We start from the raw sequence: 23122 nt of genomic DNA on the forward strand, positions 1-23122 counted from the left end.
GTCACCAGCCCGACGCGGTGTAGACGACGGCACGGACGGACTCCGCGCCCCAGGCGAGTTCGCGCAGCAGCGCGGCGGCGCCCTCGTCGGGGTCGATCAGCCTGACCCCGCGCCGGGCGTACTCGCGCCCCAGCTCCGGGCTGACCATGCCGGTGTGGCGGCCGGTCGGCGCCCACGGCCCCCAGTGCACGGTCAGCGCCCGGTTGCCGGTGCGGTCCGCCCAGTCGGCGCCGAGGCTCTCCAGGGCGTCGTTGGCGGCGGCGTAGTCGACCTGGCCGCGATTGCCGAGGACGGCGGAGATGCTGCCGAACAGCACCGCGAAACCCGGCCCGTTGGGCAGCTCCTCGAGGGCGGCGAGCAGGGTGGTGGCGCCGTTCGTCTTCGTGCCGTAGACCCGCTGGAAGGACTCCGGGGTCTTCTCGGCGATCAGCCGGTCCTCGATCACCCCGGCCGCGAAGACGACGCCGTCCAGGCGGCCGTGGTCGGCGTGGATCTCCTTGACGGCCTGGAGTGCGGCGTCCCGGTCGCGGAAGTCCACGGCCCGGTAACGCGCCTCGCCGCCGAGCGCGGCGAGTTCGTCCAGGGTGGCGGTGATCTCCCGCTGGGCGAGGATCAGTTCGGTCTCCCGGTTGACCTCGGCGGGCTTGAGTCCGCCCCGGGCCGCGAGGGCCGCGCGGAGTTCGGCGGGGGTACCGGCGACGGCGGTGTCCGGCGCCTCGGGGCCGGTGGGCGCGGGGGTCCGGCCGAGCAGTTCGACACGGCAGCGGCAGGCGGCGGCGAGCCCGGCCGCGAACTTCGCGGTGATGCCCCGGGCCCCGCCGACCAGCAGCACCACGGAGTCCCGGTCCAGACCGAGCGCGGCGGCCTCGGCGGCGCCCTCCCCGGCCGGTCCGGCGCCGGTGCTGCCGAGCGGGCCCAGCGGTACCTCGGTCAGCTCCAGCCCCTGCCGGCCGGCGGCGGTGCGCAGGACCACGGGGGCCGGGTCCGGTGCGAGCAGTTCGGCGAGCAGCGCTTCGGCGACGGCGGCCGGTCCGGTGTCCGCGAGGGTCACGACGCGGGCGACCGTGTCCGGATACTCCCGGGCGACCGTTCGGAACAGACCGTGCAGCCCGGCCGAGCGGGCCGCGTCCTCGCCCTCGGCGGCCCGGGCGGCCAGCAGCCAGCGCGGGCCGTGCGCCAGGGCAGCCCGCAGCACGGGGAAGGCGTCCGGCAGCACGGGCGTGTCACTGCCGGGCAGCGCGCCCAGGTAGAGCACGCCGTCCACGGTTCCGTCCGCCTCGCCGAGCCGGTGGTCCGAGCCGACGGTCAGGCACTCGGCGCCGTACCCGGAGAGCCGTTCCGCCAGCTGGGCGCCGTGCGCGGAGTGCTGGTCCGCCAGTCGGGCGCCGTCCCCGATGATCACGAAACGCCTGCCGGACAGCAGGGCGGCCGGGTCGGCCGTGGCGGCCGGCTCCGCCAGCGCGACAGGGCGCATCTCGAACCGCTTCGGCGCCTCGCCCGGGGGAACCTCCTCGGCGGTGGCGGGCCGGTGTGCGGACGCCGGTACGCGCGGGCCGGGTGCGGGCTCCGAGGTGCCAGCCGCGACAGCCGCCGCCGTCGGCTCGGCCGGGGCGCCCGTCGGCTCGGTGGTGCCGCCGGTGGTGGCCGTGGCCGTCTCCTCCTGCCGGCCGCCGGTGTCGACCCGGGCCCGCAGCCATCCGGTGACGGCCGCGGCGGTCCGCGCCTTGGCCAGTTCCTCCAGCTCGGCGTCGTCCAGGGTCTCCGCCCCGCCCGCGATGCCGAGCCGCTTCGCCAGCTCCCCCGCGATCTCGGCCCGTTTGATGGAGTCGATGCTCAGGTCCGCCTCCAGATCGAGGTCGGGCTCGATCATGTCGACGGGGTAGCCGGTGCGCTCGCTGATGATCTCCAGGACGACCCGCTCGACGTCGGTCCGCGCGGCCGGCTCCACGGCGGGCGCGGCCGGCCCGGCCACCGGCTCCGGCCCGGGTACGACGATGCCGGCGGGGGCGAGAGCGGGCGCAAGGGCGGGGGCGAGCTGCTGCGGTGACACCGGCGCGGCGGGCACCGCCCCCGGTGTCGCTCCGAAGTAGGTGAGCAGCACATCGCGCTGGGCGGCGATCATCTCCCGGCTGGTGCGCAGGAATTCGGAGATCAGCGCGTCCCGGTCGGCCGGGTCACCGTGCGGCTGGTTCGTCGTCACAGTCGTCTCCACGACTCGTCGGGCCGGTGCGAGGGCACCGGGCAGGAGGTCTCCGGCGGCGGTGCGCACGAGGTGTCCGTCGACCGTCCAGCCGGGCCGCCGGGGCACCGGGGTGCGGACCGCGTCCACGGCGTCACGGCCGCGCAGCAGCCAGGCGGTGCGTACCGGTGCCCCGGCCACGGCCAGCCGGGCGAGAGCGTCGAGCCAGCCGCGCAGTCCGCTGTCGGCACGGGGTTCGCAGGCCACGGTGGTGTGCGGGCGGTCGCCGAGGATCTGCCCGACGAGCCGGGTGAGGACGGTGCCGGGCCCGGCCTCGACGAAGACCCGGGCCCCGGCCTCGTACATCGCCTCGATCTGGGCGGCGAAGGCGACGGGGGAGCCGATCTGGGCGGCGAGTTCGGCGCGTACGGCAGCGGGCTCGGGCGGGTAGGGGGCCGCCGTGCGGTTGGACCACACCGGGAACTCGGGCGGTCGTACGGCCGTCTCCGCGAGCACCTCCGCGAACCGGTCCCCGGCACCTGCGACCACCGGGCTGTGGAAGGCGCAGGCCACCGGGATCCGCTTGGCGCCGAGCCCGCCCTCGCGCAACCGCCTCACGGCTTCGGTCACTTCTGCCGTCGGGCCGGAAATCACGCTCTGCTTGGGCGAGTTGCGGTTGGCGACCACGACCGAGTCCGGGACGCCGGCGGTACGCAGCGCGCGCTCGACGTCCTCGGCCGGGCCGGACACGGCGGCCATGGTGCCCGGTTCGTCGCCCGCGGCGGCCAGGATCGCGGCGGCGCGTTCGGCGCTGAGCTCCAGGAGGGTCTCGGGGGTGAGGGCGCCGGCCGCGCTGAGGGCGACGAGTTCGCCGTAGCTGTGTCCGGCGGCCATGTCGGGGCGGACCCCGGCCGCCGTCAGCAGGGCGTGGGCGGCGAGGCCGGTGATGCCGAGGGCGGGCTGGGCGGCCCGGGTGTCGGTGAGGGCGGCCCGCTGGCGCTCACGGGTGGCGTCGTCGAAGGCGGTCGGCGGGTAGAGGGGGCCGGCGTGGGCGCGGCCGAGCTGGAGGTAGTGCTGCAACTCGGGGAAGGCGACCAGGAGGTCGGCGAGCATGCCGGGGCGCTGGCTGCCCTGGCCGGGGAAGAGGAACGCGACCTTGGCGTCGGTGTCGGCCGTCGGGTCGACCAGGTGGATGCCGGCGGCCGGATCGTGCTCCCCCGCGAGGATCCGCCGCAGCTGCCCGGCCAGTTCGTCCGGGTCACGCGCCACCACCGCGGCCCGCACCGGCTCGTGCGAGGCGTCCGAGCGGCGGGCGGCGGCGAGCGCCAGGTCACGCAGCCGCCACGACCCCGTCTCGGCGGCCCGCAGGATCTCCTCGGCACCCCGGTGGGCGGCCTTCTCGTCCCGTCCGCGGAACAGGAACAGCTCGGCGGGCCAGAGGTCCAGCCCCTGCTCCGGCGGTACGACGCTGTCGTAGGCACTCAGCACCACGTGGAAGTTGGTGCCGCCGAAGCCGAAAGCGCTGACTCCGGCGAGCCGTTCGGCGGCGGGAGTGGCCCACGGCCGGGCCTCGGTGTGGAAGGCGAACGGGCTGTCCTCCTCCTTCCAAGCGGGGTTGGGCCGGTCCAGATGCAGGGTGGGCGGCTTGACCCCGGTGTGCAGGGCGAGGGTGGTCTTGATCAGCCCGGCGAGTCCGGCGGCGCACTTGGTGTGCCCGATCTGGGACTTGACCGAGCCGAGCGCACAACCGCCGTTCTCCGCGCCGGCCTCCGCGAACACCTCGCTGAGGATGGTGAGTTCGGTGCGGTCGCCGACGACGGTGCCGGTGCCGTGCGCCTCCACCAGGCCGACCTGCGCCGGGGAGACACCGGCGTTGCGGTAGGCGCGGAGCAGCGCGGCTCGTTGCCCCTCGGGTCGTGGTGCGGTCAGGCCCAGGGAGCGGCCGTCGCTCGACGAGCCGAGTCCCTTGATCACACCGTAGATGCGGTCCCCGTCGCGCTCGGCGTCGGCCAGCCGCTTGAGGACGACGCAGGCCACGCCCTCGCCGAGCGCGATGCCGTCGGCGGAGCCGTCGAAGGCACGGGAACGGCCGGTCGGCGAGAGGGCGTGCACCGAGGAGAACAGGACGTAGTCGTTGATGCCGTTGTGCAGGTCGGCGCCGCCGCACAGGACGACGTCGCTGGTGCCGGCGGTGAGTTCCTTGCAGGCGACGTCGACGGCGGCAAGTGAGGAGGCGCAGGCGGCGTCCACGGTGTAGTTGGCGCCGCCCAGGTCGAGGCGGTTGGCGATCCGCCCGGAGATGACGTTGGCGAGCATGCCCGGGAAGGAGTCCTCGGTGAGCCGCGGCAGCTGCTCTTCGAGGCCGTCGGGGACCTTGCCGTGGTACGAGGGCAGTACGGCGCGCAGGGTGGCCGCGTTGGAGAGGTCGCTGCCGGCCTCGGCGCCGAAGACCACGGAGGTGCGCGAGCGGTCGAACTCGCGTCCCCGGGTGCCGTATCCGGCGTCGTCCAGGGCGCGTCGGGCGGCCTCCAGGGCGAGCAGCTGGACCGGTTCGATGTGGCCGAGGGAGGCGGGCGGGATGCCGTAGCTCAACGGGTCGAAGGGGATGGCGGGCAGGAAGCCGCCCCACTTGGAGGTGGTGGTGCCGTCGGCGTGGTGGACGGCCGGGTCCCAGCGCTCGGGCGGGACCTCGGTGACCGCGTCGTGTCCGGCGACCACGTTGGCCCAGAAGGTGGCCAGGTCGGGGGCGTGCGGGAACATCCCGGCCATGCCGACGATCGCGACGTCGAGCGGGGCGGGGGCGGGCGGCTCCGGGCGCTGTTCGGGTGCCGGCCGCCGCCGGGCCAGGAAGTCGGCGGCGCCGTCGGTCACGGCGTGGTGCAGGGCGGCCACGGTGGTCGTCGCCGAGCGCAGTACGGCGACCTCCCCGGCCATGAACATCCCCTCGTTGAGTTGCCGTTGCTCGTCCACCGGGGCCAGCTCGCCGCCGTCCGCGCGGTCGACGCCCTTGCTGGCGATGCGCAGCCGGCCGACGTTGAGCCGCTCCAGCTCCTCCCACAGCTGCCGGTCCGGCACCCCGTTCGCCAGCAGTTCCGCCTCGCGCCGGTGGTAGTCGAGGGTGAAGGGGCTGGGCACGCAGCGGGTGGCGTGGCCGGGTGCGGTCTCCAGGAGGGCGGTCGAGGCGGCGGCCCTGACCTGACGCTGGAAGAGGGGCTGGATCGCGCCCCGGTCCACGGCCTCCTCGGTGAAGAGGTAGGCGGTGCCCATCAGCAGGCCGACGGCGGCGCCCCGGGCGGTCAGTGGCGCGGCGAGCGCGGCGACCATCGCCGCGGAGCGTTCGTCGTGGATGCCACCCGCGAAGAGCACCTCCAGGCCCTCGGCCTGCGGGAAGTCCTCCAGCACGGCGAGTTGGGCCTCCCAGAGCGGGAAGCTCGCGCGCGGTCCGACGTGGCCGCCGCACTCGGAGCCCTCGAACACGAACCTGCGGGCCCCGGCCTCCAGGAACTGCCGGAGCAGCCCGGGCGAGGGCACATGGAGGAAGGTGCTGATCCCGGCCCGCTCCAGTGCCTCCGCCTGGGCGGGTCGGCCGCCCGCGATGATCGCATGGCTGGGCCGCAACTCCCGTACGGCGTCGAGCTGGGCGTTCCTGAGTTCCTCGGGGGCGAAGCCGAGCACGCCGACGCCCCAGGGCCGGCCGTCCAGGGCGGCCTTGGCCTCGGTGAGCATCTCCCGGGTGCGGGCACCGTCGGCGAGGGCCAGCGCCAGGAAGGGCAGCGCCCCGTCGGCGGCGACGGCCGCGGCGAAGGCGGCCCGGTCACTGACCCGGGTCATCGGGCCCTGGGCGACGGGCAGCCGGGTGCCCAGGGCGCGGCTCATGGCGGAGGTGACGGGGCGTAACGCGTCCGGGGCAACGGCGCCGCCCGCCCGGATCGCCGCCGTCAGCTCCCGTACGGTCCGCCGCGCATCGCCCCAGCGCTCGGCGAACCGGGCGGCGAGGAAGCCGTCCTGTCCCACCGGCAGCAGCTGGGTGCGCAGGTCCTCGGCGCCCAGCAGCGCGCCGACCGCGGCCGGGTCGTCGGCGGGCGGGCGCACGGCGTCCGGACCGCGCCGGTGCAGTACCCGGTGGCCGGAGACGACGGCCGTCTCGGAGCCGTCCAGGGAGCGCAGTACGGCCGCCGTCGCCTCGGGCAGCCGGGACTCGGCGAGCAGCGCCAGCTGGCTGTCCAGGACGACTCCGGCCGCGCCGCCGGCCACCGCGGCCGCCGCGGTACGCGGCCCGATGCCTCCGCAGGCCCACACCGGTACTTCCAACTCGGGGGTGTCGAGCAGCTGTTGGAGCAGGACGAAGGTACTGAGACCGCCGGTCCGGCCGCCGCTCTCGGCGCCCCGGGCGATCAGCCCGTGCACTCCGGACGCGACTGCCTCGCGGGCCCCGGTCAGATCGGTCACCTCGGCCAACACCCGGCTGCGGGAGTTGAGTTGATCGACGGTCCAGGGTGCGCCGACGGCCAGGACCACCGTGTCGGGAGTCTGGTCGAGATCCTCCGGGGTGAGCGCGCAGCCGGGGGCGACCCGCACGCCGTAGGGGGCCGGCGCCGCCCGTCTCAGCCGGGCCAGCGCCTCCCGGGTTCTTCGGTCACCGCGCCCCAGGTCCAGCACGCCGAGTCCACCGGCGGCACAGACCGCTGCGGCGAGCCGGGCGTCGGGTTCTCCGAAAGGGGTGATGCACATGATCAGGTCGACGGCACGCACAGGGGACGTCATGATGCTCCGAATAATCGGGAGGACAGCACGGTGGGGGATGTGTGCGGCGGAAAGCTCGGGGTGAGGCCCCCGGAAACTAGCGAGTTCATTACTCGCGGGTCAATAACGGAACGGCCCTATCACGAGCGGTGGCATTGATTCGGCCAGTCGGGGGAATTCACCGCAAGAGCCGAAAATCCGAGCAATCCACTGCGCCGGAACGGCCTCCGAACCGGTGGAGCACCGGCGTCACACCGTCACAAGACCGTCAAAGCACCCGGGCCATTCACCCGGCACTCACCCCGGCGCAACACCCCGTGCGGCCGCGCCGAGCTCTGTAAATTCCGGATGACTTCGGTCCGCTGGCTCGATCGTGGCACACCGGAAACGCGTGTCGACCACCCCTGCACGAAGCCTGCACCAACCCTGACCCAAGCCTGACAAAAACCTGCCGTCAAGCGTATTGCTTCACATGAAACACGCGACGGGGAAAATCCTTGTAAACCCTTGAAGTAAAGCGGCCGGAGAGCCTTCGCTCGCCGACCGCCCATTGACATGGATTCAGTGATCTCAGCCGCTCACCCGCGTGCTGGTGCGCAGCTTCAGGTCGCCCGACGAGGCACCCACCCAGACGCTGCGCCGCCCGGTGCCGAGGGTCCAGCGACGGCGACGCGCGTCCCACGACGACAGGGTGCGCGCGGCGACCCGCACGGTGACCCGCCGCCGCTCCCCCGCCCGCAGGAACAGCCGCCGGAATCCGCCCAACACCCGTACCGCCTGGTCGAGTCGGAGGTCGGGCGAGCGTCCGACGTACACCTGTGGCACCTCCACCCCCGTCCTGCGCCCGGTGTTGCGCACGCTGAACGTCACCTCCAGACCGCCGCGCGTCCAGCGCGCGTGCGCGTCGGAGTAGGCGAAGGAGGTGTACGACAGCCCGTGCCCGAAGGGGAAGAGGGGCCGCACGTCCTGCGCGTCGTACCAGCGGTAGCCGACGTGGATGCCCTCCGAGTACTCCTCGATGCCGCCGACGCCGGGGTAGCGGCGCGGATTCCCCGCGACCGGGTGGTGTTCGTCGTCGACCGGGAAGGACTGGGTGAGGCGCCCGCCGGGGTCACTGTCACCGAAGAGGACGGCGGCGGTCGCGGCCGCGCCCTCCTGGCCTGGGTAGTACATCTGGAGCACGGCTCCGGTGCCCGCGAGCCATGGCATGGAGGTGGACGACGAGGTGTTGAGGACGACGGTGGTGCGCGGGTTGGCCGCCGTCACCGCCCGGATCAGCTGCTCCTGATGGCCGGGCAGGGCGAGGGTCGTGCGGTCGAGGCCCTCGGTCGCGTCCTCGTAGGCGAACAGCACGGCATGGCGTGCGGCGCGGGCCGCGCTCACGGCCTCGGCGACGTCCTGGGCCCGGGTGGCTCCGGTGATCCGGCGCAGCCGGAACAGCAGACCCAAGTCGCCTCCGACCGCCGTGATCTTCAACTTGTGCACGCCCTTGGCGAGTCGGAGCGTGGCACGGCGGACGCCGAGGCCGTCGGGGGCGACGGCCACCAGCCCGCCGGAGAAGTACTCGCCGTAGCCGGGCGCGATGGGGAACAGGTCCTCGCCGTCCAGCAGGACCGTGGGGCGGGCGGCGGCCGCGGACGAGAAGTGCAGGACGAGAGTCCACTCGTCGGTCTCGGCCACGGTGAGCGTGCCGTCGTACTCCCAGCTCTTCCCGGCGGCGACCCGCTGCCCCTCGCTGTCGAAGGCGGGGCTGAGGGAGGCCGCGGTCAGCGCCTTGCCGAAGAGGTCCTCGCCGAGCGAGTAGGTGACCGTGCCGTGCGCGCGGGCCCTGATGGCGTCGAGCGGGCTGTCGGCGTGGTCGGGAATGACGTGGGCGCTGCCGCCGCCGCTGACGAAGGGCAGGCTGCCGGTCGGTCCGATCACCGCGATGCCGCCGGCGTCCAGCGGCAGCGTGCGGCGCTCGTTGCGCAGCAGGGTCGCGCCCGCCTCGGCGACCTCCCGGGCCACGGCCGCGCCCGCCGCCGCGTCGCGGCCGGGGCGCGGCGGTGCGCTGCCGTCGAGGAGGCCGAAGCGGTCCATCACCGAGAGGATCCGCCGTACCGCCCGGTCGACGTACTTCTCGGCCACGCTCGCGTTCTTCACCGCCGACTTGAGGGCCGTCCCGAAGTGCGTCCCGTCGGGCATCTCCATGTCGAGGCCGGCGGTGATGGCGGCGACCGTGCTGTGCGCGGCGAACCAGTCGGTCATCACCCAGCCGCCAAAGCCCCACCGGTCGCGCAGGATGTCGGTGAGAAGCTCCTTGTTCTCGCAGGCGAAGGTGGAGTTGACCTTGTTGTAGGCACCCATGACGGCGCCGGTACCGGCCTCCACCGCGGCCTCGAAGCCGCGCAGTTCCATCTCGTGCATGGTCTGTTCGCCGGCGTGCACGTCGATCGTGTTGCGGTCCTTTTCCTGGTTGTTGAGGGCGAAATGCTTGACGGTCGCGATCAGGCCCTCGCCCTGGATACCGCCGATCTCGGCGGCGACCAGGTCGGAGGCGAGCAGCGGGTCCTCGCTGAAGGTCTCGAAGTTGCGGCCCGCGTAGGGAGTGCGGATGAGGTTGACCATCGGGGAGAGCAGCACGTCCTGGCCGAGGGCGCGGCCCTCGCGGCCGATCACCTGGCCGTAGCGGCGGGCCAGTTCGGGGTCGAAGGCGGAGGCGAGCAGCACGGGGGCGGGCAGCGCGGTGGCGTGTGCGGTGATACGGACGCCGGCCGGCCCGTCGGCGAGTCTGAGGGGCGGGATGCCCAGCCGGGGGACGCCGGGTACATAGCCGGCCTGGCCGAGCGAGCCGGGGTCGGTGGTCCCGTGCAGCAGGGAGATCTTCTCGTCCAGCGTGAGTCTGGCGATCAGCCGCTCGACCCGGGGGCCGGCCCCGGCCTCGGGCCTCCCGGCCGCCGCGGCGGCCGGGAGCGGGACGAGTCCGCCGGTGGCCGCGGCGGCGACCGTGATGGCGCCGGCCGTCAGGCGCAGGGCGGATCGTCGGGAGACGGTTTCGGACATGAGCCGTCACTCCTTCGGTGTGCGGGCACGACGGTGTGAACCACGCAGGAGCGCTCGGTTGACCGGTCCGCCTTCGGCATGTGAACCCACCTCGCCTCACACGACCTTGACGACCCGTCAGCCGCACCATCGGCGCCACGGAAACCTAGATCCGGTGGTGACTCGTGTCAACGACCTGAACAGAAAACGGCCCGGCGCCGACAGGAACCGAAAACGGAGGGCCACGCCACACCGTGACCCTCCGCCGCTCCACACGCGGGAACCGGACCTCCACCGCTTCAGCGTGTGGTCCCCACCGGCCGGCTAGCCGAGCAGGCTTCCCACCCCGCTCACCACACCCGTCACCGTGGCCGGTACGGCCTCCAGGACGTCGCCGACGGTTCCGGCGAGCGTTGCGACGGGCTCGGGCTGCTCCTGCGGGCCGGGCGGCACGGCCGGGGCGGGACCGTCATGGGTGCCGACCTGCGCGATCCGTGTGCTGTACGGGTCCTGCGGACTCCCGGGCGCCTGCGGCGGAGTCTCCGGATCCGGCGGGGGCGCGGGGAGCTCCGACCCCTCGCCCTTCTTCGGTCCGGGTGACGCGGAGTGTGTGGCGTCCCGCGTCACCGGTTCGCCCCCGCCGCCCGACGCCAGCTCCCAGCGCTGCTGGAACGATCCGCTGCGCCGGGCCACGACCACGTTCGTGCCGTTCACGGCCAGCGCGAGGTCCTTGTCCCAGCGCAGCAGGAGCTCACCGCGCACCGTCAGGTCGTACGACACCTCGCCCGCGTGCACCAGACACCCGGCGACCACGACACTGTGCGCGTCCGGGTCGGCGGCGAGGCAGAGGCTGGGGTCGAGTGCGCTGCGCAGCATGCCGTCGTCCTGGTACGACCACTGCTGCGACCCGGCGTCCGCGCACTTGCCGAGCCGCAGGTCGGCGCCCACCCGCACCCGGCCGCCGCGCACGTCCAGGCAGAGCCCGGAGCCGAGGCTGCGCAGTCTGCCGTGGGCGATCTCGACGGGCTCGCCCAAGGACGCCGGGGACGGGGAGGTGGCGGTGGGCGGTTTCCCGTCCGGGCCGGGCCGGCTGGTGCTGGAGCCGGGGGCGCCCCAGGTGGTGGTGCCGGGGTGCGGGACACCGTTGTCGTCGGACCAGCTCTTGGCCACGAGCACGGTGGCGAGCAGCGCGAGGGAGACCAGACCGGCGCCGGCCAGCAGGGCCTTGCGCCTGCCGCCCTCGGACACCGTGCGGTGCCGGCCGCCGGGCACCGCGGTGGGCGCGGGTTCGGTGTCGGTCGGTCCGGCCTCGACAGCGCCGTGGCCGGACCGCGCGTCGAGATAGCGGCGGGCGCCCCAGCCGAGCACGGTCTCGGCGAGCAGGACCTCGAGGCCGCCGTCGAAATGGCTGAGCTGTTCGGCCGCGTGCCTGCAGAACCGGCACACCGTGAGGTGCTGTTGCACATCGGGGAGCAGAGAGCCGCCCCGGCGAATGGGGACGTCGAGGAGTCGGTTGTAGAAACGGCATTCGTTCGAAGGCGCGAGTTCCCGGTGGGCGCGTACCAGGCCGACCCGGAATTGTTCACGGGCCTGGTCGAGGGCGGCCGTGGCGGTCGAGGTGTCGACACCCAACAGACCGGCGGGTATGTTTATGGGTTCGGCTTCGACCTCGGTGTGCCAGAGGAGGCACTGCGAGGCGGCGGGAAGAGCCTGGAAAGCGCGTTCTGCGAGTTGCCGTCTTTCGGGGGTGCCCGGTCTCGCGGCACTGAGTCCGCGACCGCCGGTGGTTTTGCGCAGTTCCGGTACGACCACGGAAATGGCCTCGTCGGCGGCCCAGGCGCGGACCGTCTCCCGTACGGCCACGAGGAGCCGCGGACGCAGGGCGCCGCCGACCGCGCCGCCGGCCAGCCGGCCGAGCACCCGCTCGAAGGCGGCGCTGGCAACCAACTGCGCGGCGGGCGTGGCGGAGGCGAGGCAGACGGCCGCGTAGTCGCAGGTGGCGCGCCAGTGGCGGGTGAGCAGCAGGGCGACGGCATGGTGCCTGGCCGCAGGGGTTCCGGTGAGCTCGGCGATGAGATTGCGGTCGGACTCCCCTGGGGTCGAACCGGGGTGCGGCGGGTAAGGCGGGCGTGGGGGGTGGGGGGATTGCACTGAACCATTTCCTTCCGAGCCGCAGGACGGCATGCGAAATGGCGCCCTGACGGAATGCAGTGCCTGATTGGTGCGTACCTTTTGGAGACCATAAGGACCGGACTAACGGCCATACCGGCCTCTGGACCCTCCCGCGGGGAGGCTCACCTTCGCACACGGGCCTCATAGGAAACAAGAAGTTGAGATGACCCAAGTTCAAAGTTCGGCGAATTCAGATAAGTTACCGGCGGTATCCATGACCGGCCCGCATTCAGCGGGCGCACAGGTTCGACTTGTGTGTGCCGCGGGTCCGGCGGCACACGAAACCTTCAACTACCGCACGGCTGAAGTCACGGAGGGCGGAACGCGGCCTTCCACAGCCGTCTCCCACGTTTCTCTCGGCCCGCTCTCATCCCGGTGCGCCAGCATGTGCCGCATGACCGCCCCCCACACCCCAGCCGCCGACACGTCCCCCCGGTCGGTGCGCAAGGCCGTCGTCCCGGCCGCCGGACTCGGCACCCGGTTCCTGCCCGCCACCAAGGCGACCCCGAAGGAGATGCTGCCGGTCGTCGACAAGCCGGCGATCCAGTACGTCGTCGAGGAGGCGGCCAAGGCCGGACTCGACGACATCCTCATGGTGACCGGCCGGCACAAGCGGGCCATCGAGGACCACTTCGACAACGCCTTCGAGCTGGAGCAGGCGCTGGCCGCCAAGGGCGACACCGTGCGCCTGGACGCCGTACGCGATCCCGCACGGCTCGCCGACATCCACCACATCCGTCAGGGCGACCCGCTCGGCCTCGGCCACGCGGTGCTGTGCGCCAAGCACCACGTGGGCGACCAGCCGTTCGCGGTGCTCCTCGGTGACGACCTGATCGATGCGCGCGAGACCCTGCTCAGCCGGATGCTCGAGGTCCGCGACCGCTTCGAGGGCAGTGTGGTGGCGCTGATGGAGGTCGACCCGTCACAGGTTCACCTCTACGGGTGCGCCGCCGTCGAGCACACCGGCGAGGCGGGCCTGGTGCGGGTGACCGGTCTGGTGGAGAAGCCGTCCCCGGAGAACGCGCCCAGCAACTACGCGGTCATCGGCCGCTATGTCCTGGCCCCTGAGGTGTTCGGCGTCCTGGAGCGGACCGCGCCCGGCCGGGGCGGTGAGATCCAGCTGACCGACGCGCTGCAGGAGCTGGCCGCGGGCGGCACGGTGCACGGAGTCGTCTTCGACGGACTGCGCTACGACACCGGAGACAAGGCCGACTATCTGCGTACTGTGGTCCGGCTCTCCTGCCAACGCCCGGATCTGGGCCCCGAGTTCACGGCGTGGTTGCAGGAGTTCGTGGCGGGCCTGACAGCCGAGGAGACCGCACGGCACTCCGACCGGGCCGCCTGAGCGGGCCACGCGAGAGGGGGGAAGCCGACGCGCACGGTCCCCGAGGGCGACTTCAGTGGCCCCCGCTTCACCGCCGAGGCGATCCTCGACGTCATCGACGCAGGGGGCATCCCGACCGGCAGCTGATCCGAGGAGACCTCTCCGGCGCTCCGGCCCGGGCGTTCCGGTCCCAGGTGCTGATGCGACGGCATGGCGCTACCGTCTTGTGGAGAGCCAGGGGCGTGTCCCTCGGTGCCGCGGGCTTGTTCCCTGATCCGCGTGCCCGGCCCTTCCTTCCTGTCCGGACGCGTTCCCTCCGGTGAAGCTGGAACAAGGAGGCTTCCGATGGCGTCCACCGCACGGCGGCGGAATCTCCCGATGACTCTGACGGCCGTCACGATCGCCGTCACCAGCATGGTCGCCGCGGCCCCACCGGGCGGTACGGCGAGCACCGGCCCCACGGCCGGCAGGCAGACGAAACCCACGATCGTCCTCGTGCACGGCGCGTGGGCGGACACGTCGAGCTGGAGCGGCGAGGTCACTCTCCTGCGCCGCGCGGGCTACCCGGTGCGCGCCATCGGCAACCCGCTGGAGAACCTGACGACCGACGCGCAGACCGTCAAGTACTTCCTCAGGAGCATCAAGGGCCCGATCGTCCTGGTGGGGCACTCCTACGGCGGCTCGGTGATCACCAACGCCGCCCAAGGAGTCGCCAACGTCAAGGCCCTCGTCTACGTCGACGCCGCCGCACCGGCGGTCGGGGAGACCACGGCGCGGCTCAGCGGCCCGACCTCCGTCCTGACCAAGGGGAAGCCGGCCGATCTGTACGACGCCGTGCCGTATCCGAACGCACCGTCCAAGGCGTCCGCGCTGTACCTCAAGGAGAACGTGTTCGTCAGCAAGTTCGCGAACGGTCTGCCCCACGACCAGGCGGTCAACCTGTGGGCCACTCAGCGTGCCGCGACCACGGTGGCCTTCAACACCCCGTCCAAGTACCAGGCGTGGAAGACGATCCCCTCCTGGTACTTCATCAGCACCGGCGACCAGATCATCACGCCCGACTCGGAGAAGATGATGGCGCGCCGCGCGAAGGCCAACGTGACCGTCTACAACGGCGGTTCGCACCTCACGCTGGTGTCGGACCCGGCAGCCGTGACGAAAGTGATCCAGTCGGCAGCCTCGTCCCTGCGATGAGGCGGCGGGCGGCCAACGCATCTCGGAACCGGCGCATGTCTCTCGGCCGCGGGATCCGCGCCCACCCAGGAGCGTCCGATCCGGCCGGTCCGGCCGGCCTCACGTAAGGATGAGCAATGAGCACGGTCACCACATCCGACGGCACCACCATCTTCTACAAGGACTGGGGCCCCCGCGACGGCAAGCCCATCGTCTTCCACCACGGCTGGCCGCTGAGCGCCGACGACTGGGACAACCAGTTGCTGTACTTCCTGTCCAAGGGGTACCGCGTCATCGCCCATGACCGACGCGGCCACGGCCGTTCGAGCCAGACCGCCACCGGTCACGACATGGACACCTACGCGGCCGACGTCGTCGCGCTGACCGACGCCCTCGACCTGAAGGACGCGGTGCACATCGGCCACTCCACCGGTGGCGGCGAGGTCGCTCGCTACGTCGCGCGGGCCAAGCCGGGGCGGGTCTCCAAGGCGGTCCTCGTCGCGGCCGTCCCCCCGGTCATGATCAAGAAGGAGAGCAACCCCGAGGGCCTGCCCATCGAGGTGTTCGACGGGTTCCGCGCCGCGCTGGCCGCCAACCGCGCCCAGTTCTACATCGACGTGCCGTCGGGGCCGTTCTACAACTTCGACCAGCCCGGGGTCGAGAAGTCGCAGGCCCTGATCGACCGTTGGTGGCTCCAGGGCATGACAGGCGCCGCCAACGCGCACTACGAGTGCATCAAGGCCTTCTCCGAGACCGACTTCACCGAGGACCTTCAGAAGATCGAGGTCCCGGTGCTCGTGATGCACGGCACCGGCGACCAGGTCGTGCCGTACGCCGACGCCGGCCCGAAGTCCGCCGAGCTGCTCAAGAACGGCCGGCTCAAGAGCTACGACGGTTACCCGCACGGCATGTTGTCGACGCACCCGGACGTCCTCAACCCCGACATCCTCGCCTTCATCGAGGAGTAGCCGGCCGCGACCGCCGGGCGGCCCGCCCGCTCCGCCCCGGTCTCGGCGGAGCGGGCGTCCGCGATCGCTCAGGCGTTGGGGCGGAGGGTCCAGACAACGGTCATCTCGCCGGTCACCGCGCCGTCCTCGCGCTGGATGGCGACGGCGACCGGGAACTCGGGACGCTTGCCCTCGTCGAGTTCGGCGACGACGTCGGCGATCGGGCGGCCCAGGGTCGCGGTCGCCCTGACCGGTCCGAGAGCCACCTTCTTGTAGGCGATCTCGGCGCTGACGGCGAGCGGCACGGCCCGGGAGAGCTGGTCGCCGAAGGCGGCGAGGACGATCGCGCCGCTGGCCGACTCGGCGAGGGTGAACATCGCGCCCGCGTGCGGCCCGCCGATGTGGTTGTGGAAGTCGCCCTGGTCCGGAAGGGACAGCACGGCCCGCTCCGGAGTGGTCTCCAGGTACTCCAGGTTGAGGGTCCGCACCATCGGGACCGTGGCGGCGAGCATCTCGCCGATCGACATCTGGTCTGTGCTCATGACAGCCATGTTACTCACGGGTAGCAGAGTCTGAACAGTGCCGGTGCGCAGATCGTCGTCATGGTGGCGGCGACCTGCCGGCGTGGCGTTCGCCGACGCCAGGGGTGTACGACGTCCCGGGCGGCACTAGGGTTACGAGCCATGTGGCCAGAACAGCAGCCGCCAGGGGGCGAGCAGTACCCGCAGAACAACCCGTATCAGCAACCGGGTTACCAGCAGCCGAATCCGTACCAGCAGCCCGGATACCAGCAGTATCCGCCGCCGGGCGGCCACGGGCAGCAGCCGCAGTGGGGTCCGCCGGGACCGGCCGGCGGCCCGCAGGCACCGCAGGGCGGGGGCGGGGGCGGAGGCAACCGGACGAAACTGGTCGCGATCATCGCGGCCGCGGCCGTCGTGGTGGCGGCCGGGGTGACCGGGTTCCTGGTGCTCGGCGGCAAGAAGGACGACAAGGCGGACAACGGGAAGGACCAGCGGGCGACCCAGTCGCCGACACCGTCGCCGACCGTCTCCGCGTCCGCCTCGACGGACGACAACCCGCGCGGTGACGAGACCGAGAAGCCGACGGTCGCGGGCTGGAAGACCGTCGTGAACCCCAAGTGGGGCACCGCCTTCGACGTGCCGGCCGACTGGGAGGTGCTGACCCCCGGTACGTCCATCGGCTTCGAGGACAAGGACGGCAAGCCGATCATCACCATGTCGGGGGCCGCCCAGTACAAGTCGAAGTGGTGCACGAGCGACGACGACAAGGACGGCAGGACCGAGGACACCTCCCTGGCGGGGGTCGGCACCAAGGGCGAGAGCGGCGCGAAGAGCGGCGGCGACGCGGCCGTCCGGGAAGTCCCCTGGTGGGTCTACGGCGGCTACACCCAGCCGGACAAGAAGACCATCGGCTACGACAAGAAGGCCACCGCCTACACCACCGCGTCCGGCCTCAAGGGCGCCTACGCCTGGGCGCGTTCGGCGGACACCCCGCAGAAGGGCAAGTGCGCGAGCGACGGCAAGGCGATCACGTTCGGCTTCGAGAACTCGGCCGGCGACCTGGTGTCCTGGGACTTCTACGGCGCCAAGGGCGTCAAGGGCGAGGTCCCCACGGCCACGATCATGAAGATCCTCAGCACGGTACGGCTGCACGGCACCCCGACCGCGAGCTGACCAGGTCAGGGGGCCGGACGCCCACCAGGCGGTTTGGCAAGCCGGACCCCAGGCAGGGATAGTCAGGCGGTGAACTCCGCCTCCGACACCCCCGGCGCCCCCGCCCGCCTGCGCAGACCCGGCTGGGCGGGCCGCAACTACAGTCTGCTGACCGCGGCGGCGGTCGTGACGAGTCTGGGCGCCAACGGCTCGCTGATCGCCGCCGCGTTCGCGGTGCTGGACGCGGGCGGCGACGGCGGGGACGTCGGCCTGGTGGCCGCCGCCCGGACCCTTCCGCTGGTGCTGTTCCTGCTCATCGGCGGCGCGGTGGCGGACCGGTTCCCCCGCCACCGGGTGATGGTCGCGGCCAACGCCCTCAACTTCCTCTCCCAGGGCACCTTCGCCGTCCTGGTGCTCGCGGGTGACCCCCGGCTGTGGCAGATGATGCTGCTCACGGCGCTGGGCGGTACCGGCCAGGCGTTCTTCAGCCCGGCGGCCGAGGGCATGCTGATGTCCTCGGTGAGCGGGGAGCAGGCGGGCCGCGCCTTCGCCGTGTTCCGGATCGCGATGCAGGGCGCGGCCCTGGGCGGCGCGGCGCTCGGCGGTGCCCTGGTGGCGGCGGTGGGCCCGGGCTGGGTACTGGCGGTGGACGCGGCCGCGTTCGCGGTCGCCGGCGCGCTGCGTTCGCTCCTCGACGTCGGCCATATCCCGCCGCGCGCGCCCGGCGAGGGGCTGCTGGCCGACCTCAGGGAAGGCTGGCAGGAGGTCAAAGGGCGTCCCTGGCTGTGGGGCATCGTCGTCCAGTTCTCGATCGCGAACGCGGTGGTGGGCGCCGCCGACGCCGTCTACGGCCCGCTCGTCGCCCGCGACAGCCTGGGCGGACCGGGCCCGTGGGGCCTGGCACTGGGCGCCTTCGGCGCGGGCACGGTGGCCGGCGCCCTGCTGATGACCCGTTGGAAACCCCGCCGGCCGCTGTTCGTCGGCACCCTCTGCATCTTCCCGCTGGCCCTGCCCTCGGCGGCGCTGGCGGTGCCCGTCCCGGTGGGGATCCTCTACGTGGTGATGTTCGTCTCCGGGACCATGGTCGAGGTCTTCGGCGTCTCCTGGATGACGGTGCTGCACCAGGAGATACCCGAGGACAAGCTGTCCCGGGTCTCGGCGTACGACTGGTTCGGGTCCGTCTCCCTGCTGCCGCTGGCGACCGCGCTGGCGGGCCCGGCGGAGGACGCCTTCGGCCGGAGTCCGGCGCTGTGGGGCTGCGCGGGCCTGGTCGTCGCCGTCACCGCCGCGGTCCTGCTGGTGCCGGACGTCCGCAGCCTCACCCGCCGCACGGTCCCGGTCACCGCCCGCTCGATGCCGGCCTCACCCGATGCCGAACGTTCCGCCGGGGGGCTCGGGTGAGGGCACCGCGTCCGCGTCGCCGACCGGTCCGGCACCGCCGAGGAACCGCCGCAACGCGGGCCCGTGTTCGACGCGTGCGGGAAAGACGTCGGCGGCCGTGCGCCGGGCCAGCACGGCGGTGTCGACGGGCCGGTGCGAGGCGATGAGCACCGCGTTCCCGAACCGCCGCCCGCGCAGCACCCCCGGCTCGGCGATGACCGCCAGCTCCTCGAACACGGCCGCGAACGTGGCGAGTTGGGAGCGCAGGAAGTCGAAGGGCGCGGAGTCCGCGAGGTTGGCCAGGTAGACCCCGTCGTCCCGCAGTACCCGCTCGGCCTCCCGCGCATAGCCCAGCGAGGTCAGATGCGCGGGGATCCGGGACCCCCCGAAGACATCGGCGATCAGCACGTCGGCCGAGTCGCCGGGAGCGCCCTCCAGCCAGCCGCGTGCGTCGGCGGCGTGCAGGGCGATCCCGGTGCGGTCCGGCAGCGGCAGATGTTCGGTGACCAGGTCCAGCAGACCCCCGTCGGCGTCCACGACGTCCTGCCGGGACCCCGGCCGGGTCGCCGCCACGTACCGAGGCAGTGTGAGGGCGCCCCCGCCGAGATGCAGCACGTCCAGGGGCGCCCCGGTCTCCGCCACGGCGTCCAGCACGTACCCGAGCCGCCGGGCGTACTCGAACTCCAGATGCGTCGGGGCGTCGAGATCGACGTACGACTGGGGCGCCCCGTCGACCGTCAGCAGCCAGGCCCGCTCCCGGTCGACGTCGGGCATGAGCTTGGCGGTGCCGTGATCGGTGACCCGGACGACGGGTATGGCTTCGTTCACGCCATCATTGTCCCGCCTGCGACCGGCCCCCACCGGCCCGCGGTCCCCCACCCGCCTCGGCCTCACTCCACCGAGGTCACGGTCCCCGCCCCCACGGTCCGGCCACCCTCACGGATCGCGAACCCCAACCCCGCCTCCAGCGGCACCTCCCGCCCCAGCTCCACGGTCATCTCCACCGTGTCCCCGGGCCGGGCGACCGCCGCCTCACCGAGGTCGACGTCCCCGACCACGTCCGCCGTACGGATGTAGAACTGCGGGCGGTACCCCGTCGAGACAGGGGTCGTACGTCCCCCTTCGCGCCCCGACAGCACGTACACCCGCGCCGAGAACCGCCGCGCCGGCACCACACTCCCCGGCGCCGCCACCACGTGCCCGCGCCGCACCGCGTCCCGCGGCACCCCGCGCAACAGCAACGCCACGTTGTCCCCGGCCTGCGCCTCGTCCATCGGCTTGCCGAAGGTCTCCAGGCCGGTGACGACGGTCTCGACGTCCGCGCCGAGCACCTCGATCCGGTCGCCGACCCGCACGGTCCCCCGCTCCACGGCACCGGTCACGACGGTCCCGCGCCCGGTGATGGTGAGCACGTTCTCCACCGGCAGCAGGAACGGCGCGTCCAGATACCGCTCCGGCATCGGCACGTACGTGTCCACCGCGTCGAGCAGCGCCTCGATCGACGCCGTCCATCGCGGGTCCCCCTCCAGGGCCTTGAGCCCGGAGACCCGTACGACGGGCACCGCGTCGCCGCCGTACCCCTGCGCGGTGAGCAGTTCACGGACCTCCAGCTCCACGAGGTCGGTCAGTTCCTCGTCGCCCGCGTCGGCCTTGTTGAGCGCGACCACGATGTGGTCGACGCCCACCTGCCGGGCGAGCAGCACGTGTTCGGCGGTCTGCGGCATGATCCCGTCGAGCGCGGAGACCACGAGGATCGCGCCGTCCAGCTGGGCGGCCCCGGTGACCATGTTCTTGACGTAGTCGGCATGGCCCGGCATGTCCACGTGGGCGTAATGCCGGGTGTCGGTCTCGTACTCGACGTGCGCGATGTTGATGGTGATGCCGCGGGCCGCCTCCTCCGGGGCTCGGTCGATGCGGTCGAACGGCACGAAGGTGCCGGTGCCGCGCTCGGCGAGGACCTTGGTGATGGCGGCGGTCAGGGTGGTCTTGCCGTGGTCGACGTGGCCCATCGTGCCGATGTTGAGATGCGGTTTGGTGCGGACGTATGCCGTCTTGGGCATGGCTCTACCTCGAAGCCTGAACTGCGGTGAAGCGTCTCGTGAGCGCGAGACGCGGGGACCCCGGAGAACCGCCGACCCTCCCCCTACGGGGTCCGCCGGACGATCCGGGGAGGGTCAGCTTCGGGCGCCGTCGGCGGCGGCCAACAGAACGGGCACGGCAGCCTTCGGCGCATCCGCGGCTGCGGATGCTGCGAGGAGGAAGGCGTACCGGAACATGACGCAGATCATTGCCGATGCGTCGCCGCACGTCGAACGGTTTTCCGCGGCGCCGGTTCCGCCCAAGGGGCGGGAACCATACGGCGATCACACATCCGCTTCGGCTAGTGTCACCGAATGCTCGATGCCAACCGCTCTGGCACCGCCACGGCCGTTCCCCCGGCCGCCGCCAAGGAGCTGACCATTGCCCTGTCCGGTCCGGTGAGCTTCACCGCGCGCTGCACGAGAGTGCTGCTGTCGCCGTGGACCCGGCTGTCCCTGCTCGTCGCCCTGCTGGCCGCGGCCGCGTCGTCGGTGCTGCTCTTCGAGCCGCAGAAGCTGATGCAGCAGGGCTGGCCGCCCCAGGTCGAGGGCGCCACCGCGGTGGTGATCTTCGCCGTGGCGTACGGCCTGATCACGGTGGCGTTCGTACCGCGGCCGATCCTGAACCTGGCGGCCGGCGCGCTGTTCGGCTCGGCGCTCGGCATGGGCGCGGCCATGGCGGGCACTCTGCTCGGGGCCTGGATCTCCTTCGCGCTCGGCCGCATCCTCGGCCAGGACGCGCTGCGCCCGCTGCTGCGCGGCCGGCTGCTGAAGGCGGCGGACAACCAGTTCAGCAAGCACGGCTTCCGCTCGATGCTGGCGGTACGGCTGTTCCCGGGCGTCCCGTTCTGGGCCGCGAACTACGCGGCATCCGTCTCCCGGATGCGCTACGCGCCGTTCCTGCTGGCGACGGGGCTGGGCTCGATCCCGAACGTCGCCGCGTACGTGGTGGCCGGCGCCCGGGCCTCGACGCCGACGTCCCCGGTGTTCCTGATCTCGGTGGCGGCCATCGTCGTACCGGCGGTGGCAGGAGCAGTGGTGGCCTGGAGGAAGCGCCACCACCTACGCCCCAAGCCTTAGCGCCCCGTAACTCCAGACGTCCGGCAACTACAGCGCCCGGTAAGGGGCGCGGGAGCCGCGCGCCAAGCCCCCACGGCGCCGCAGCCGCCCATTGACTCCACGCGGCACCCCATTGGGCGCACAGTCCCTACCGCACCGCTTCCAGAATCATCGCGTTGGCCAGCCCACCCGCCTCGCACATGGTCTGGAGGCCGAAGCGAGCGCCGCGCTCCCGCATGGCATGCACCAGCGTCGTGGTCAGCCGCGTCCCGCTCGCCCCCAGCGGATGCCCCAGCGCGATGGCCCCACCGTGCACGTTGACCTTGGCCAGATCCGCCCCGGTCTCCTGACGCCAGGCCAGCACCACGCTGGAGAACGCCTCGTTCACCTCGAAGAGGTCGATGTCGCCGAGCTCCAGCCCGGCCCTGCGCAGCACCTTCTCGGTGGCCGGGATGACGCCGGTCAGCATCAGCAACGGGTCGGAGCCGGTCACGGCGAACGCGTGCAGGCGGGCCAGCGGCCGCAGCCCGAGCCGCTCGGCGGTCTCGCCGGCCATGATCAGCACGGCGGAGGCGCCGTCGTTGATCGGGCTGGCGTTGCCCGCCGTGACGCTCCAGTCGATCGCCGGGAAGCGCTCGGCGAACCCGGGGTCGTAGTAGGCGGGCTTGAGCCCGGCGAGGATCTCGGCGGTGGTGCCGGGCCGCACGGACTCGTCCCGGCCGACCCCCTCCAGCGCCGCCACCTCGGCGTCGAACAGCCCCGCCTCCCAGGCGGCCGCGGCCTTCTGGTGCGAGGAGACGGCGAACGCGTCCATCTCCGCCCGGCTGATCGACCACTTCGCCGCGATCAGCTCCGCGCTGATGCCCTGCGGGACCAGGCCCTCCGGGTAGCGGGCGGCGACTCCGGGACCGAAGGGGTCCTTGCCGGGCGGCACGTTGGACCACATCGGCACCCGGCTCATCGACTCGACGCCGCAGGCCACGACGATGTCGTAGGCCCCCGACATGACCCCCTGCGCCGCGAAGTGCACGGCCTGCTGCGAGGAGCCGCACTGGCGGTCGACGGTGGTCGCGGGGACGGTCTCCGGGAAGCCCGCCGAGAGCACGGCGTACCGGGTGGTGTTCATGGCCTGCTCACCGACCTGGTCGACGGTGCCGCCGATCACGTCGTCGATGAGGGCCGGGTCGACGCCGGAGCGCTCGACGAGGGTGCGCAGGGTGTGGGCGAGGAGCTCGACGGGGTGGACGTGCGCCAGGGACCCGTTCGGCTTGCCCTTCCCGACGGGGGTACGTACGGCTTCGACGATGACTGCGTCACGCATCACGGGGACCTCGATTGAACGTCTCGATTACCGGTGAGTAGGAAATCCAAAC

The 23122-nt window shown here is 72.6% G+C and carries 13 protein-coding genes; 6 read left to right on the plus strand and 7 right to left on the minus strand.

All coding sequences use genetic code 11. From position 1 onward, the window contains the following. Window position 1: 1 nt before the first annotated feature. From ACZ4N4_RS37805 to ACZ4N4_RS37815, 3 genes are all read right to left on the minus strand, one after another. On the minus strand, window positions 2–6943 hold the full coding sequence (locus ACZ4N4_RS37805) for an SDR family NAD(P)-dependent oxidoreductase (RefSeq protein WP_467597460.1): 6942 nt from the start codon (window positions 6941–6943) through the stop codon (window positions 2–4). Window positions 6944–7492: 549 nt separating this feature from the next. Then, the gene (locus ACZ4N4_RS37810; protein WP_467597463.1) at window positions 7493–9964 is read right to left on the minus strand and encodes a beta-glucosidase; all 2472 of its coding nucleotides are present in this window, start codon (window positions 9962–9964) and stop codon (window positions 7493–7495) included. A gap of 303 nt (window positions 9965–10267) precedes the next feature. Next, on the minus strand, window positions 10268–12094 hold the full coding sequence (locus ACZ4N4_RS37815; protein ID WP_467597466.1) for an RICIN domain-containing protein: 1827 nt from the start codon (window positions 12092–12094) through the stop codon (window positions 10268–10270). 415 nt (window positions 12095–12509) lie between these two features. Here ACZ4N4_RS37815 and galU point away from each other — a divergent pair, with 415 nt between their 5' ends. From galU to ACZ4N4_RS37830, 3 genes are all read left to right on the plus strand, one after another. Beyond that, on the plus strand, window positions 12510–13460 hold the full coding sequence (galU, locus tag ACZ4N4_RS37820; protein WP_467597469.1) for a UTP--glucose-1-phosphate uridylyltransferase GalU: 951 nt from the start codon (window positions 12510–12512) through the stop codon (window positions 13458–13460). Window positions 13461–13784: 324 nt separating this feature from the next. Beyond that, window positions 13785–14633: an alpha/beta hydrolase gene (locus ACZ4N4_RS37825; RefSeq protein ID WP_467597472.1), complete on the plus strand. Its 849-nt coding sequence runs from the start codon at window positions 13785–13787 to the stop codon at window positions 14631–14633. A 116-nt stretch (window positions 14634–14749) separates the two neighbouring features. Continuing rightward, a complete protein-coding gene (locus tag ACZ4N4_RS37830) occupies window positions 14750–15580 on the plus strand; it encodes an alpha/beta fold hydrolase (protein ID WP_467597475.1) in 831 nt (276 codons plus the stop codon). A 68-nt stretch (window positions 15581–15648) separates the two neighbouring features. Here the strand turns inward: ACZ4N4_RS37830 and ACZ4N4_RS37835 are convergent, their stop codons facing one another. Continuing rightward, entirely contained in the window at window positions 15649–16086 is a 438-nt protein-coding gene (locus ACZ4N4_RS37835; protein ID WP_453564496.1) for a DUF4442 domain-containing protein, read from the minus strand. Window positions 16087–16242: 156 nt separating this feature from the next. Between ACZ4N4_RS37835 and ACZ4N4_RS37840 the strand changes: the two genes are divergently transcribed. Both ACZ4N4_RS37840 and ACZ4N4_RS37845 read left to right on the plus strand, forming a co-directional pair. After that, window positions 16243–17253 (plus strand): DUF8017 domain-containing protein, encoded by a 1011-nt coding sequence (locus tag ACZ4N4_RS37840; protein WP_467597477.1) that lies wholly within the window; start codon window positions 16243–16245, stop codon window positions 17251–17253. A gap of 69 nt (window positions 17254–17322) precedes the next feature. Next, window positions 17323–18633 (plus strand): MFS transporter, encoded by a 1311-nt coding sequence (locus tag ACZ4N4_RS37845; protein ID WP_467597480.1) that lies wholly within the window; start codon window positions 17323–17325, stop codon window positions 18631–18633. Here the strand turns inward: ACZ4N4_RS37845 and ACZ4N4_RS37850 are convergent. Then, window positions 18595–19440, minus strand: a complete 846-nt coding sequence (locus ACZ4N4_RS37850; RefSeq protein ID WP_453563532.1) for a spermidine synthase — start codon at window positions 19438–19440, stop codon at window positions 18595–18597. The two genes, ACZ4N4_RS37845 and ACZ4N4_RS37850, sit on opposite strands and share 39 nt — an antisense overlap. A gap of 62 nt (window positions 19441–19502) precedes the next feature. Further along, complete coding sequence (gene tuf, locus ACZ4N4_RS37855) at window positions 19503–20672, minus strand: elongation factor Tu (protein ID WP_453563529.1); 1170 nt, start codon at window positions 20670–20672, stop codon at window positions 19503–19505. Window positions 20673–21005: 333 nt separating this feature from the next. On the opposite strand from tuf, the gene ACZ4N4_RS37860 reads away from it, so the two are divergent. Further along, entirely contained in the window at window positions 21006–21770 is a 765-nt protein-coding gene (locus tag ACZ4N4_RS37860) for a TVP38/TMEM64 family protein (RefSeq protein WP_453563527.1), read from the plus strand. 127 nt (window positions 21771–21897) lie between these two features. Here the strand turns inward: ACZ4N4_RS37860 and ACZ4N4_RS37865 are convergent, their stop codons facing one another. Next, the gene (locus ACZ4N4_RS37865; protein WP_467597484.1) at window positions 21898–23070 is read right to left on the minus strand and encodes a thiolase family protein; all 1173 of its coding nucleotides are present in this window, start codon (window positions 23068–23070) and stop codon (window positions 21898–21900) included. Window positions 23071–23122: the final 52 nt, after the last annotated feature.

It is taken from the genome of Streptomyces sp. NPDC026538 (assembly GCF_055567535.1).